Here is a 15,439-nt window from a genome sequence, read left to right on the forward strand (position 1 = left end):
TGGATTCAAGCAGCCTCTTTCATTAATTATAACCCGCCCGCTTCGATCGGGTTACACCCTTATCCGTAGGGAAACAGGATCAGGAAGAAAATCAACAGGATATACAGGATTTACAGGATATTGGATGGCCGGAAACGCCGGGATCGGGCTAACCGCTACTGCGTGGCACAGGCGATGCACGGATCGAAGGCCCGCACCACCCGCCCGACGGCTTGTTCGAGTTCCAGGTTGATCGACGCGGAATCGATATAGCGCTCGCCGGCGACCTGGACGGCGCGTTCGATGGCGCGCATGTTGTGCACGGTGGGGATGATGAAGCGCGCATCCGCGATGCGGCCGTTCTCAATCACGTAACGGTGGATCAACGGACCGCGCGGCGCTTCCACCAGTCCGTAACCGATCCCATCCCTGGGCGTGTAATCGACGGCCGGATCCTTCGAATTCAGATCCTGCGAGAGCATTTCAATGGCGCGTTCCATGGCGTACACCAACTCGATGCCCCGGCACAGGTCGAACAGCAGGATGGCGTGGGCGGGTTTGCCGAAGGATTCGCTGAACCGGCGCAGGTATCGATCCGCGCGCGGCGTGCCCATCGACGCGCTCAGATTGATGCGCGCCAGGCTGTTGGCTCGCATCACCTGACCCTGGTAGCTGGTGCGACCGGCGTAGGAATAATCGGTCTCCTCGAATTCGAGAAAGCTGGCGTATCCAGACGCCAGGAAGGAGGCCATTTCGGCCCCGTCCGGTCCCATGACGCGCAGGTAGGAACTGTTGAAGCGCGGCCGGGTGGCCCCGGTGGAGGAGAGATAAAAAGTCGGCTGGTCGTCGCCCCAGGTGCCGATGCGTTCGCGCAGCGCCATCGACATCTCCCAGTATTCGTCGAAGAGCTCGCAGGCCGCCGGCAGCATCTCTTCGAGCTCCCGGATCATCCCGTCGGCGGTTTCGCGGCCGATTCCGGTGGTCATGCCGCCGATACGGGCCTTGATGGGGTGGATGAATTGTCCGCCGGCCAGGGTAATCAGATCGGTGCCGGCCTTGCGCACTTTCAGGGCTCTGCGGGCGATCGAAAACTGGCGGGCCTTGCTGGCCTCGGTCTCGTCCATCTGGAACAGGCTGTCCACATTGACCCGATCCGGCATGGTGAAGATGAAAAGCGAAGTGGCCTGGTTCTGGATGAGCTGTCCCAGCAGCAGCACTTCGCGCAGATCCTCCGCCAGCGGCGGCGGAACGACGCCGAAGGCGTCTTCGAGCGCCTTCACGGAGGCGACGTGATGGGCGGTGGAACACACCCCGCAAATGCGCGGCACGATGACCGGCATTTGCTCGGCGGGAATGCCCTGCACGAACTGGCGAAATCCGCGCAGTTCGATGGCCTGAAAACGGGCTGCCAGCACCTTGCCGGCTTCGGTCTCGATCACCACCCGGGCGTGTCCCTCGATGCGGCTGAGCGGAAAAACCAGGCTCGTCATGAATATCCTCCGTCGATTGCAGACCCTGTCCTCTACAGGACCCTGTCCTCTAGAGGACCCTGTCCTTTACAGGACCTTGTCCTTGCTGCGCGGCGGGCGGTCGCCGCCCGCGTAGTCCGAAAACTGGAACAGGAACATGGATAGCTGCGGCGAACGCAGGGCTTCATTGAGTTCGTCGGCCGGGATATCCGTCATGTGCTCGAAGACGCGCTGGATGTTCTCCAGCCAGACGGCGGAGCCTTTTTCGATGAGCAGATTGGAGGGTCCGCGGCAGCCCACGCAGGGATGGCCGGGGCGGGTGCAGATGGCGCGGCAGCCGCCGCGGGTGGAGGTGCCCACGCACAGGAAGCCCTGGTTGATCAGGCACACATCCGGCAGCACCGATCCATGCCGGAAGCCGGTCAGGTGTTTGGGACGCATATTCGCAAGTTTTTGGCGGCGGCATTCGGCGCACACGATGGCCGCGGCCTTGAAGCCCCGCGAGTCGGTGAGGGCCGCGGTGAAGAGTTCCGGGGTGGGCGGGCAGCCCGGCAGGTACAACTCCACGTCGACGAACGCGTCCACCGGGTGGGTTTTGGCCAGCAGACGCGGCAGGTTGATGCGGTCGTAGCGCGACAGGAACAGCTCGCGCACATCGTCGCGGTCGCCCAGGTTGGATACGCCGCCCGAGATAGCGCAGGTGCCGACGGCGATGACTTTTTTCACCTTGCGCGCGGCCTGGCGCAGGTTGTAGGCATCTTCGGCGTTGCTCACCCCGCCCGAGACCAGCAATACCTGGACATCGTCCGGGATGTGGTGGGTCGAGACGACCAGCGGCATGTAGACCAGTTGGAATTTGTCGACCCAATCGCTGGTGTTGAGCAAGGAGACTTCGCAACCGGCGCAGCCGGAGAGCTGAAGGACGGCAAACTTCGGTAAATCAGGAGTTCCATTTTCCACGGGCAGCTCCTTATTCGAATCGCGGGCCTGATAATTCATTTTACAACCGTTGCCAAGTCCCGAAAAAGAGAGGTCGACCCCGAAAAATACGACTATCCATTTGGCGGTTGAAAGCGAAGGTTGGGTGGCATAAGATATGGGATGATCGATGGCAAATCATTCATCGAGAATCTTTAGGATTATTATTTCAGGAGGTTACCCATGAAAATCCTGGTATTCGGGGCGGGGGTGTTGGGCAGCGTCTATGCCGCCAGACTGCAGCGGAGCGGGCAGGACGTGACCATTCTGGCTCGCGGCGAGCGCCTGGACCAGATTCGTGAAAACGGCATTCTGCTGCGCGAGCAGGGTCAGGATGAGGTTGCTGTCACTCCGGTGCGTGTGATCGATCATCTCGAGCCGGATGAACTCTACGATTGGATCCTGGTGATCCTCCGGCGCAACCAGTTGGAAGGCGCGCTGGCGACGCTGCGGGCCAACCCGGCCAGCCCGAACATTCTGTTCATGTTCAACAATGCCTCGGGTTGGACAGAGCTGGCGGACGCGGTCGGCAGCCGGCGGGTCGTCCTGGGTTTCCCGGGCGCGGGCGGCGGGCGCGAGGAGGGCGTGGTTTCCTATCTCATCGCGCCGCGTGAAGGCCAGCCGACCACGGTTGGCGAGCTGGACGGGCGCATCACCCCGCGCCTGCGCCAGATGTGTGCAATTTTCGAGCAGGCCGGGTTCCCGGCGGCCATCAGCCCGAATATGGACGCCTGGCTCAAGACGCACGCCGTGCTGGTCAGCCCAATTGCCAATGCGGTTTATATGGCCGGCGGCAGCACGCACCGGCTGGCGGAAACCCGGGACGGGCTGATCCTGCTGGTGCGGGCGATCAAGGAAGGCCTGGAGGCGCTGGTCGCGCAGGGTATTCCTGTCACGCCGCGGCGGTACGAACTCCTGCGCTGGCTGCCCGAACCGCTTCTGGTGGCCGTACTGCATAAATCGCTGGTCAGCGAACGGGCTGAGCTGGGGCTGGCGCGGCACGCCAATGCCGCGCGTGATGAAATGCACCTGCTGGCGGTCCAGGTGCGCGCCTTGATTGCCCAATCCGGGCTGCCGGCGCCCGCTTTCGAGATGCTGGCCGGCTACCTGGAGCCATCGGCCGAACCCGCCGAAGCGGGCAGCGCCGAACTGGCATTGGATTGGCAGCCGCTGATCAAGGCCGGGATCACGCTGGGCGTGGGGCTGCTGGTGTTGGGCCGCCTGTGCCGGCGCAGGAAGTGCTGCTGCTGCGGGAAAAAGAAGAAGTAACAGCGCATAGCCATGAAATAATCAGGCGCTTCAAACGGCGTGCAGAAATCCGGGCCGCTTATTGCTTCCGGCAGTCATCCCGGTTGCAGAAGCCGGCCTGAAGGCTCTGGCCGCGCAGATGCACTTCGGGATTGTGGTTCGGGGTGCAGGGTAGCGGCGCGTACCAGCACTGATTGCCGGCGGCGGGCATGTTCACGTCGAAACCGCCCAACCGGCGAACCTCCACTTGAGCTGCAGGATACCCCGCCGGCCGGATCCAATTGCCCGTGAATTGTGAAACATCCCGAGCCCTATACAGGCTGACAGCCTGGTAGGCGATCAACCCGAGCAGGATTGCCAGGACCGCCGGGCGAGTCAGCCGTTTCAGGCGCGGCAACAGCCAACCCAGGACGGCTCCAATGCACAGGGCGATGGAAATCGTCACGAATCCGTAGCCAAACCGGATATCCGGCGCGCTGAAGAACCAGTACGCCAGCCCGATCCAGGCATAGATGAAGAGCATGGACACCTGGGAAAAACGCCGCGCACGCAGCCCGCGTCCCAGAGCCGCCAGGCCGATCAGGCCGGCTCCGGCGACGGTCCCGCCCAGCAATTCACGGGTCAGGTCCGTTTGCGCGTTCCACCAGACCGGCAGCCAGGTTTTCAACGGCGCGGCCAGGACCTCGGCGGTCGGCCGGCCGGGCAGGCGCGCCCAGGCGGCAATGTCGGCCGCCGTCTGGCGGACGTAACGCGCCGGCACCTGCCAGTCGAAATTAAAGAGATCCAGCCCGGCCGCCGGATAGACGAGGTAGCCGGAAAGGATAACGTTGCGCGCCAGCCAGGGGATGAAAACGAAGGCAGCGCCGGCCAGGGGCCACATGGAACGTTTCCAGGCCGGCCGGGAGGAACTCAGCAGGCTGAAATGGAGGGGCACCAACACCACCGGCGCCGAGGACAACTTGATGGTTGTGGTGAACGCGGCCAGCAGCCAGAGCAGCGCCAGGCTGGCGTCGATTTCACGGCTGCGGCCGGCCTCGATCTTCTCGGTCGCGACCAGAAAAACGACCCAGGTCAGCAGCGCGGCCGGCAGGTCGTTCCCGGGTGACGAGAGCTCCAGGCTGAACAGGCGGCGCGAGAAGAAGATGAGCACCGGCGCCGCCAGGTTGGAGAGCGAGATATCGCCCCGCAGCAGGCGCGCGGTTTTGGCGATCAGCCAGGCATTGACGAGCAGGAAAAGCCCGCCGTTCAAGACATGCAGTGAGCCCGAACCGGCGAATGAAAAACTGAAGAGTGCTTCGGGCAGAAACCACAGCGAGTCGAAAGCCAGGCGCGTCTCCAGGTTGCCCAGGCCGGGCACGACCGCGTAGGTTTCGATCCAGCGAATGGTTTGGGCGTGGTAAAGGCCGGTATCGTAATTCGCCGGGAGCCCAATGGTCTTTGTCAGGGTCACCAATGCGATCGCCGCAAACAACACTCCGGCCAGTATTCCGCCAGCGGATCGATCCGGGTGAACGGCGCGGATCTGCCGCGCAAGATGCTTGCGCATGGCCAGCGCCAGGCCAATACCGCCGCCAGCCAGAATCAGGTTGGCGACGAGGGCGAGGGGCATCACGAATGCCAGCAGCGCGGCCAGAACGCTGATCAGGCTGAAGCCGGCCAGGATCACCAGCGGCAGCGCAAGGGAGGTCTTTTCGGCCCCGGCAGGCGGGAAACGATCCGTCCACGCGACAAAAAGACAGCCGTACAGCAGGCATAGCAGGGCCGCGTAACTCCAGAAGAACAGCGTGATCAGCATGGCAGGAATGAGTATACGGATGCAGATGATTTTCTGTCAAGGCGCGGGCCGGCGCTCTTTTTTCACATCCAGCCCGCGCCGCAAAAGGGCGGCTTTCGCAGGCTAACCGCTGCCCAGGATCCGCCCGACCAGTTCGATCTGATCCGGCTCGCCGATCACACCGATGCGGTCGCCGGCCTGGAACAGGCTGTGCGATTTTGGGTTCGAAATCAGTTGATCTTCGCGCAGAATGGCCACCACCGAGGCGCCGGTGCGGGCGCGGAGGTCGGCCTGCCGCAGCGATTGGCCGACCAGCGGCGAACCTTCGGCCAGATCGAGCCAGTAGATCTCGACATTGTCGGCGGCGCGAATCAGGCCGCGCAGCGAGCGGTATTCGTCCGGCGAATTCAAATCGACGTTGTAGCGGTCGCGGCGCACCGATTCGACATAATCGTACACCTTGCGCAGCGGGTAGCCCAACTGCAGCAGGGTGTGCAGCACCATTTCCAACCCGCCTTCCAGCTCGGGATGGACGATGTGGTTGGCGCCCAGTTTGGTCAGATGGTCGACCCCTTCCAGGCTGGCCGCGCGGGCCACGATGGGCAGGGCCGGGTTGATATCCCGCGCCGCGGCGACGACCATGGCGGCGGTGGCCTCTTCCGGCGCGGTGCTGACCAACGCGCGAGCCTTATTCAACCCGGCGTGGGTGATCACTTCCGAGTTGGCGGCGTCGCCGTACAGGCAGGCGATCTGGCGGGCGTTCAGTTCCTGGATGCGGTCCGGATCCGCTTCGATCACCAGCAGCGGCACCTCCAGCGAACTCAGTACATCCACCAGGTGCCGGCCAATCCGGCCGTAACCGACGATGACCACGTGATGGTTCAGCGATTTTACGTCCACGGGCGGCAGGGCGTGGTGGCGGTCCAGGCGGTTCCAGACCCAGGGCAGGCGCTGCAGCCCGCTTTCCAGCGCGGGCAGCAGCCGGTACATGAGCGGGTTGACCGTAATCGAAATCAACGCCGCGGCCAGGATGAGTGAATACTGTTCATTGTTCAGCAGGCCGAGCGAAAGGCCGCCCTGTCCCAGGATGAAGGAGAACTCGCCGATCTGGCTGAGACCGACGGCCACCACCAGAAAGGTACGCGCCCGGCGGGGGATGGCCAACCCGAGCAGCAGGGTGAGCACGGCTTTGCCAAAGACGACCAGCAGTGTCAATCCCAGCACCTGGCCCAGGTTGGTCCATAAAAAGATCGGATTGACCAGCATGCCGACCGAGACGAAGAACAGCACCGAAAAGGCTTCCCGGAAGGGCAAAATGTCCGCCCCGACCTGCAGGCTGAGCCTGGATTGGCTGACGATGGCGCCGGCGACGAACGCGCCCAGCGCCAGCGAGACGCCGAACAGTCCGGCCGCGCCCACCGCCACACCGAGCGTGATGGCCAGGATGGCCAGGATGAACAATTCGCGCGAGCGGGTGTGCGCGATGCGATCCAGCAGCCAGGGTACGGCGCGCGCGCCGACGAAGAACATGATCAAGCCGAAGGCGGCCGCCTTGAGCAGGGTAAACAGCAGTCCCAGGCCGTCGAAACCGCCTGCGCCGCCCGCGAGGGCCGGCATCAGCACCAGAATGAGGACCGAAAGGATATCCTCCATCACCAGCCAGCCCACCGCGGCCTGGCCGTGGGAGGTGTTCAGCAGGTTGTGGTCCATCAGGCCGCGCGTCAGCACCACCGTGGAGGCCACCGAGATGGATAGGCCCAGCACCAGGCTGGCGGGGATCGACCAACCCCAGGCGAAGTGGCTCAGGGTCGCGCCGGCCAGCGTGGCCAGGAGCGTTTGCAGGAGTGCGCCGGGGATCGCGATATCCCGCACGCGGAACAGGTCTTTGAAGGAAAAGTGCAGGCCGACGCCGAACATCAGGAAGATGATGCCCAGTTCGGCCAGTTGCTGGATGGTCTCCACGTCGCCGGTCAGGCCGGGGGTAAATGGACCGATGACGATGCCGGCCAGCAGGTAACCGACGATGGTGGGCAGGCCGATGCGGCGCGCCAGCACGCCGCCGAAGAACGCCGCGACCAGACCCAGCGTGATGTTGAGTAGCAAGGGTAAATCATGCATTGAAAGCTCCAAGCGTTGGGTGGTTTTCAATATTCTAACAGAAACGGGTTTCGATCTGGCGCGTTCCGGCTGAGAATTCCTTAAGAATATTGATTGCGCATAGCCATTATAGGGAGTAATGTAAATGAGTCGCCCGAAAAGAATCGGCAGAAAGGCCGGCCGGCTTCCTCCGCCCCGCAATGGGTCAGGGGAGCGGGTCGGCCGGATGGATGATTCGAATTCTATTCCGGCCGAAGCCTACCAGTTTTCAGGCAATTTGTAACCCGAACTGGTCAACATCGCGCCGATTTTTTCGCGGATCTCACTGCGTGAATCGAGTTCGTTGGCAGGGCAGGGGTTCACATAGTTGGCGACCGTGCCGATGGTCATGGTCAGATCATCCAGGTCGATTTTGTACCATTTCTGGCATTCCACCGCCATCAACTGGTTGAATTGATAGAAGGGTGGTTTGCGTTTTGTTTCATCCACCATGAACAACGTATCCGATGCCCAGACGGCCAGGTCCGTTTTTCCGGAGATGATCAAACGCCCGGGGTCCAATTCGCCCAGCAGCGAACTTCCGCTCATCCATTCCGGCTTGTCGATGCCGATGTAATCCAGCACGGTGGGGGCGATATCGAGATTCTGCGTGTCCTGGGTGATCTCGCCGGCGTTTTCTTCCCCGGGGAAGTGAATGAGAAGCGGCAGTCTGCGGTCGGTGGTCCAGCCCCAGCCGTGATCAGTGTAGATGACCAGGATCGTATTCTCGTACAGGTCATTTTCCTTCAGAAACGCGACCAGATCCTTGACCTGATCATCGAAGCTCAGGATCGAATCGTCGTAGAAGTCGTTCATCCACTTGGCGGATTGTTGCTGCCCCAGCGTGTATTTCTGGTGGGTGACGGTAAAATACGGGCCGTGCGTACCCATCAGGTGCACGTGCGCGAAGAGCGGCTGTCCGCTTTGCTGTCCTTCCGTTAAGTAATCCTTGAGGCAGGTCAGGCGATCCTCATCCGAAAGCTTGGATTGGCCGCTCTCGGTGACCAGGGAAAACGGATTGACCATGTCCTGGACATAGAAAATGTGCCCCAGGCGTTCCTTGATCCGGCTGGCGAGGGTATCGAACATGTAAACCGCGTTGTCGTAGCCGAAGCTCGCGATCCGGTCGAGCAGGCCGCGCTCGGAATTATCCTGGCAGTTGACAGTATCGAAGGCGTTTTGAAAATTGACCTGATTCACGTCCACGTAATATTTCACGCCCAGGGACACCGTGCGGTAACCGTTTTCCTTGAGAATGCCCGGCAGGTGCTGATATTTGTCAGCGCCGATGAGGATATCGGGCGGGTAGAGTACGCCGGTCTCGAAAGGCAGCTTGCCGGTCAGCAGGGAAGCATCCGAGCCCATCGAGTGGCCGGCGTTGGTAAACTGGTTCTCGGCCACCAGGGCGGTTTCGGCGAAATCGGTCAGGAAGGGGGTCGTTTCGCGGTAATAGCCGTAAAGCGACATGTGATTGGCGCTCAGGCCGTCCGTCCCGAACAGGATGATGTTGGGTTCGCGGTTGGCCGGGTCGGTCGGCAGCGACTGCACGCGCAGGGCCTGCTCGTTGTGCAGCGTCAGGCCGGCCAGGATCAGGGAGAGCACCAGCAAACCCGCCGTGGGATAGACCAGCCCCGGCCGGTTCCTGGCGTTTGCCAGTTCGCGCAGCGCATAAAGGATGCATAGCAGCCCGACCAGAACGTACAGGCTGCGCAGTGTGCTTTTCGCGTCCACGATGCCGAAACCCAGCACGATGTAGGTGAAATTATCGAGCATGATCAGGGCCAGGCAGGCCAGCAGCAGCGCCGCTGGCAGGTGGCGGCTGTAGCGGTTGAACCAGGGCAGGTACCTGCCGAGGATCAGGTTCAGGAGAAACACCGCCAGCAGGCCAGCCAGACCCACGACGGCCACCATGAAACCGGTCAGGGGCGGAACCATCAATTTATCCGCCAGTCCCAATCGATCCATAAAGGAGGACTTGGTGGCGTAGAAGAACCACTCCATCAGCGCGTAGAGGTAACCGGCCAGGATGGTTTCGAGGACGGCCTGCAGCCAACTCACCGGTTCCTTCCGGGCGGTCGAGGCGCCGGTAGGCTGACTTTCGAACAGTCCCAGCCACACCTGCACAAAACCGAGCGGAGCGCCGAGCATCACTTTCCGTTTTGCCGGGTTGGAGAGGCTGGTGTAGATGAAGGCAGCCAGGCCCAGCAGGAGCACCGGGGCAATGATCCCGGCTCTACGCAGCGTGATCGGCCCGCCCTTGAAGATCGAAGCCTTGGGCTCGATCAAGAAAATCAGGGTAATTACGAATAGGGCTAAATAAAGAATGCCGAGAAGAATGTGAAAATGGCGTTTCAATGGGATTTCCTGAACAATATTTTGGCCGATAGAGCCCGGCGAATGCCCGCAACTTATATCCGGCGAAGGTTCGATATTGAATTTTCAACCAGAGGGCCGAAAAAGGATTATATGCAATCCGGGATGGGCTGTCAATTATGCCAATCGTCACGCATCTTAACGAATGAAGTACCGCCGGAGAACGATCCGCGGCTGCCTGCGGATCGTTCTCCGGCGGTGGGTGGAACGCGCGCGGGAACCGCTTACAGGTGCATGACCTGCACGGCAAACTGGATCCACTGGGCGGCCATTTCCACGCTGCACTGGCCGGTGTTGATGATCATGTGGTACAGCAGCGGGTCGTCCCAGTCGATGTCGTAATAGTGCTTGAGGTAATCCTGTGAAGCGCGGTCGTGCTGTTTGACCATCTGAGTGGCGGTTTCATAGGAGGTAAACTGTTCGTCCACCAGACGGGCGATGCGCATTTCCAACGGGGCGACGATGCGCACGTGCAAAACGTCCTTGCGGCCGCGCAGGATGGCCTGCCCGCCGCGCCCCACGATGACCACATTACCGCGCCGGTAAGCGGCTTGAACGCTGGCCTGGGTGATGGCCACGCTGCTCTGGTCATCCAGGCGGATATCCTGGGCGGTGCGCACGCCGCCGGGCGACTCGACCCACACCCGCGAGCGGGAAACGGTGCGCGGCCCGCCGAACAGGCGCTCGAAGAAGTTGCGCGCCACGTGCGAATCCTCCGAGAAATCCACGATTTCGCTTTCGGATAGACCGACTTCCGCGGCCACCTGCAGGATCATATTCTTATCGAAAAGCCGGTAGTTGAGCAGCTCACTGACGCGGGATGCGATGGAGTCTCCACCGGAGCCAAGTTGACGGGAAAGGGTGATGGTCGTCATGTTGTGCTCCTTTCACGAATTGGATAGATTGAGTATAGGAAAAAGGAGGCCGGAATTCAAGGGGCAAAATATTGCGCATAGTCAACGAATCAACCCGTTCAGCTTCCTGACAAATCACCAACCTATCCAAACTGGAACTTGACTTGCAACCTGTTCTCGAGTAAAGTCAACTTAAGGCAGCCGAACCAACTGCCCATTCTCTCAGGGGGTCACCGCAGGTTAGCATTCCAGTTCCATTGTAAATTAGCGGTTTGTTATGTCTACCGAAAAAAATTCTCACCGAAACGGCGTATACAGGCGAGCCTTGCAGGGCATCCTGCTGGGCTGGCTGCTTGCATTCATCCTGCTGGCCATCACCTTTCCATTCCTGCCGCAATTGCTGGCGGATCTGCCGCCCGCGCAGCGTTTGCTGCTGCTGGTAATGGCCGTTTTTGTAACGCCGGCCGGATTGGGGTGGGTGGGCCAGCGCCTGGACCGCCAGGAACGGACCAGTCAAGCCCTGCAGGAAAGGATCAGCCACTTCGAGAACCAGGAACAGGAAAACCAGCTCCAGGAAGCCAGCCGCAGCCAGCTCGAAAAGATCCTCGAACGCGGCAAGCGCGAATGGGAGGGGATTTTCGACGCGGTCCAGAATGCCATCCTGGTCACCGACGCCAGCGGACAGATCATCCGCTGCAACCGCCCGGCCATCCAGTGGCTGAATAACAGCTTCGACCATGTCATCCACCAACCGATCGACTCGCTCGACCTGGGCCGGATGGACGGCCACGCCATCCGACTGCGCGATTGCGCCGGCGAGACTTTCCTGCCGGAAAAGGGCGGATGGTACGACATCTCGCGTTTCGATATCCTATTAGATGAAGACAATCAAGGCTTGATCTTCATCGTCAAAGATATCAACCAGCGAAAACGCGATGAAGCCATCATCCGCCAGCAAAAGGAATACCTCGAGACGCTGGTCGACCTGAGCCCGGTCGCCATCGTCACCCTGGATCTCGAAAAGCGCATCCAGTCTTCCAATCCATATTTCGAGACCCTGTTCGGTTATTCGCGCGAAGAAGTCACCGGCCGGCCCTTGGCCGAGCTGCTCAACCATAACGGTAACCATCCCGAGGGCAACCTGACGCCCGACATTCCGGCCAGCGGTGAGATGGTCAAATCGGCCGTCCGCCTGCAGCGCAAAGACGGCGCCATGGCCGATGTCGAATCGCTGGGAGTGCCCCTGGTCCAGGATAACCAGGTCAAAGGCGCGCTCTGGCTGTTCCACGATATCACCGAACTGGTGCAGGCTCGCCGGGCTGCCGAACAGGCCGACCGCGCCAAGAGTGAATTCCTGGCGAACATGAGCCACGAAATTCGCACGCCCATGAACGGCATCATCGGCATGATCGAACTGGCCATGGATACCGAACTGAGCGACGAGCAGTACGATTACCTGGAAGGGGCGCGTGAATCCGCGGATGCACTGTTGAGCGTATTGAACAGCGTGCTCGATTTCTCCAAAATCGAATCGGGCCAGCTGGCGCTCGACCCGGTGGATTTCGACCTGGTCGGGCTGGTGGAAGGCGTGGCCCAGATCATGGCCGGCCGCGCCGAATCCCGCGGCCTGGAATTGCTGGCTTATATCGATCCGCTGGTGCCTGCCAATGTGCGCGGCGATTCGGTCCGCCTGCGCCAGGTGCTGGTCAACCTGCTGGACAACGCGTTGAAATTCACCGAAAAAGGCGCCATCGTCATCCGCTGCACGCTGGAGAAGAAAAAGGGCAGCGACGCGCTGGTCAAATTCAGCGTCACCGATTCAGGCATCGGCATTCCCGAGGAGCGCCAGAAGGATATCTTCGAACGCTTTGTCCAGGTGGACGGCTCCACCACGCGCAAGTACGGCGGCACCGGCCTGGGACTGGCGATTTCGAAGCAACTGGCCGAACTGATGGGCGGCCAGATCGGGGTCGAGAGCAACAAAGGCAAGGGCAGCACCTTCTGGTTCACCGCCGGATTGGAGGAATTGCCCAAATCGGCCGCCGGTGAACCGCTGACCACCCGGGATTTGAAGCGCGTACGCGTCCTGATCGTCGATGACAGCGCCACCAACCGCCAGATCTTCTCCAAGATGATGGAAGGCCTGGGCTGCCAGGTGACCGCCGTCTCAAGCGGGCAGGATGTCATACCGGCCTTGTTCCGCGGCCTGCTCACCAACGCGCACTTCCACCTGGTGCTGCTGGATATGCAAATGCCCGGGATGGACGGCGAAGAAACGCTGCGCGCCATTCGCAACGAACCGCTCACCCGCGACACGCGCGTGGTGGTGATGACTTCGATGGGCCACCGCAATGAATTGAGCAAGTTGGACGCGTTGGGATATTCCGGCTTCCTGCAGAAGCCCATCAAGCAGTCCCAACTCCAGAGCACCGTGGAATACGCGCTGGGCCTGACGCCACACCTGGACAGCCGCCAGCGCGCGGACGGCCTTCAGCCGCGAACTGGCGAACAACAGCTTGAAATTCTGGTGGCGGAAGACAACGAGATCAACCAGAAGATGGTCTGCTCGCTGTTGGTCAAGCGCGGGCACCGGGTGGAGTTGGCCGCCAACGGACTGGAAGCCGTCAACGCCAGCCAGAAGAAGCATTACGATGTCATTCTCATGGACGTACAGATGCCGGACCTGGATGGATTCGCAGCCTCGCGCCAGATTCGCGCCGCCAGTGGGCCCAATCAGCAAACGCCCATCATTGCCATGACCGCGCACGCCATGCCGGGTGACCGCCAGCGCTGTCTGGACGCCGGCATGGTCGATTACGTCTCCAAACCCATCGATACGCGCAAGCTCTTCCAGATTTTGGAACGCTGGACGAGTGCGACCATGGGAAAGGACCCGGAGAATCCCGCGCAACGCGGCAAGAAAAACACGCCGGCCGTGGATACCATCCTGGATATGGATGGGGCATTGAAGCGCTTTAGCGACGACCGCAGCTTCTACCAGAGCCTGCTGGACGAATTTTTGCAGACGCTGCCTCAAAAAATCGCCGAGATGCAGGGCGCCTATTCGCAGGGCAATCTCAAACAACTGGCCTTCCTGGCGCACAATCTCAAAGGTGTGGCCGCCAATTTCGGCGCAGGACAACTCTACGGATTGACAGCCTCGTTGGACGACGCCAGCAAGAAACAGGATGCCGAGGCGGCCGGCCTGATATTGACGGAAATGGAAATTACTGCCGGAAAATTGAAAAATCGGGTAGCCGAAATCTTCATCAATTCTCAAAAATAATGTATCATTACTTATCGGAGGGGGAGTCTCATTAATGCGGTTTATTTATTCCTGTATCGATCGAATTAAGTAGTACGTTACGACAGACCCCTGAATCATGAACTCGCCCGAAAGGGGGAATCAATGGCACGAGTTTTATTGATCGATGATGAGCCTGTATTTTATAAGATGGTCGAACACGCCCTGAAACCTCAGGGCTATGAACTTGAATACGCCAGATCGGGCCTGGACGGCCTGCGCGCTGCCGGCGAATTCGAACCCGAAATCATCATTGTCGACGTCAAATTACCCGACCTGGACGGTTACGATGTCGTTCAGCGTCTGCGCAGCACCCCGCGATTTCGCAATACGCCCATCATCTTCCTCACCAGCCAGGCCGATCTACCCAACAAACTGAAGGGTTTCGAGGTCGGCGCGGACGATTTCCTGGCCAAGCCCTTCCAACCGGAGGAATTGCTGGCTCGCATCGGGATTTTGGTGCGGAAAAGCGAAACGCTACGTTCAGCCTTGCCGGCCGGACCAACCAGGGAACCCGCCACCGTTCTGGCTCTCCACAGCCTGCGCGGCGGCGTGGGCTGCACCAGCCTGGCCGTCAACCTGGCGATTGCCTGCCACCAACTGTGGGAAAAACCCACCCTGTTGATCGATGCGGACATGACCGCCGGGCAGGTGGCCCTGATGCTGAACACGTCGCCCGCCCGCACCTTCGATGATCTGACCAACCGCCATTCCAGCGAGATCGATGATGACATCATCCGCAAGATCACCAGCAAGCACAACTCAGGCATAAACTTTATCGCCTCTCCCAGTTCGCCGGTCGCGGACGACTCCTTCGCGGACGATCTGTGGGTCGAGTTGTTGAACCGGCTGCAGGAAACCTACGATTTCATCATCATCGATACCGGCCACAATTTCGGCAACATCGCCATTCACATGCTCAATCAGGCGACGACGATTCTCCAGGTCATCGCGCCGGAGATGGCCTCCATTCGCTCATCCATCAACGCGTTGGAGCTCTATCATCTGTTGGGATACCCCTCCGAAAAGATCAAACCGGTCTTGAACCAGACCCTGGCTGTGGCCGGCATCAAACAGGCGCAAATCGAAAAGGTGCTGAAGCTGCCGGTCAGTTTCTCCCTGCCGTACGCGCCCAACGAGTTCATTCGAGCCATCAACTTCGGCCAGCCGGTGATCCTCCAAAATCCTGAAATTGCCTCCACGGAGCTTCTGGAAGAAATGGCGTACGACCTCAGCGGCGAAAGCCTGAAAGCCATCCCGCCTTCTTCCCCTTCGGTTGTCTGGAAAAGAGTGACGCAGAAATTGGCCGCCAAGAAATAACCTT

9 protein-coding genes are annotated in these 15,439 nt (G+C 60.5%); 3 read left to right on the forward strand and 6 right to left on the reverse strand.

Features of this window, described 5'->3' with window-relative positions:
• Positions 1-155: 155 nt before the first annotated feature.
• Entirely contained in the window at positions 156-1,469 is a 1,314-nt protein-coding gene (locus tag LARV_RS18845) for a Ni/Fe hydrogenase subunit alpha (RefSeq protein WP_075075362.1), read from the reverse strand.
• Between the two features lie 66 nt (positions 1,470-1,535).
• A complete protein-coding gene (locus tag LARV_RS18850; protein ID WP_172797941.1) occupies positions 1,536-2,408 on the reverse strand; it encodes an NADH-quinone oxidoreductase subunit B family protein in 873 nt (290 codons plus the stop codon).
• Between the two features lie 201 nt (positions 2,409-2,609).
• Between LARV_RS18850 and LARV_RS18855 the strand changes: the two genes are divergently transcribed.
• Positions 2,610-3,695, forward strand: a complete 1,086-nt coding sequence (locus LARV_RS18855) for a ketopantoate reductase family protein (RefSeq protein ID WP_075075364.1) — start codon at positions 2,610-2,612, stop codon at positions 3,693-3,695.
• 58 nt (positions 3,696-3,753) lie between these two features.
• On the opposite strand, the gene LARV_RS18860 is transcribed toward LARV_RS18855, so the two are convergent.
• The 4 genes from LARV_RS18860 to LARV_RS18875 form a co-directional block, all read right to left on the reverse strand.
• On the reverse strand, positions 3,754-5,469 hold the full coding sequence (locus tag LARV_RS18860; RefSeq protein WP_075075365.1) for an LIC_10190 family membrane protein: 1,716 nt from the start codon (positions 5,467-5,469) through the stop codon (positions 3,754-3,756).
• 102 nt (positions 5,470-5,571) lie between these two features.
• Positions 5,572-7,566, reverse strand: coding sequence for a cation:proton antiporter domain-containing protein (locus LARV_RS18865; RefSeq protein WP_075075366.1), 1,995 nt, complete (start codon positions 7,564-7,566; stop codon positions 5,572-5,574).
• A 237-nt stretch (positions 7,567-7,803) separates the two neighbouring features.
• On the reverse strand, positions 7,804-9,939 hold the full coding sequence (locus LARV_RS18870) for a sulfatase-like hydrolase/transferase (RefSeq protein ID WP_075075367.1): 2,136 nt from the start codon (positions 9,937-9,939) through the stop codon (positions 7,804-7,806).
• 242 nt (positions 9,940-10,181) lie between these two features.
• Positions 10,182-10,832, reverse strand: a complete 651-nt coding sequence (locus LARV_RS18875) for a cytidylate kinase-like family protein (protein ID WP_075075368.1) — start codon at positions 10,830-10,832, stop codon at positions 10,182-10,184.
• Positions 10,833-11,088: 256 nt separating this feature from the next.
• On the opposite strand from LARV_RS18875, the gene LARV_RS18880 reads away from it, so the two are divergent.
• Together LARV_RS18880 and LARV_RS18885 are read left to right on the forward strand one after the other, a co-directional pair.
• The gene (locus LARV_RS18880) at positions 11,089-14,097 is read left to right on the forward strand and encodes a response regulator (RefSeq protein ID WP_083522772.1); all 3,009 of its coding nucleotides are present in this window, start codon (positions 11,089-11,091) and stop codon (positions 14,095-14,097) included.
• A gap of 123 nt (positions 14,098-14,220) precedes the next feature.
• The gene (locus LARV_RS18885; protein WP_075075370.1) at positions 14,221-15,435 is read left to right on the forward strand and encodes a response regulator; all 1,215 of its coding nucleotides are present in this window, start codon (positions 14,221-14,223) and stop codon (positions 15,433-15,435) included.
• Positions 15,436-15,439 lie beyond the last annotated feature (4 nt).

The organism is Longilinea arvoryzae (assembly GCF_001050235.1).
GTDB classification, from domain to species: Bacteria; Chloroflexota; Anaerolineae; order Anaerolineales; family Anaerolineaceae; genus Longilinea; species Longilinea arvoryzae.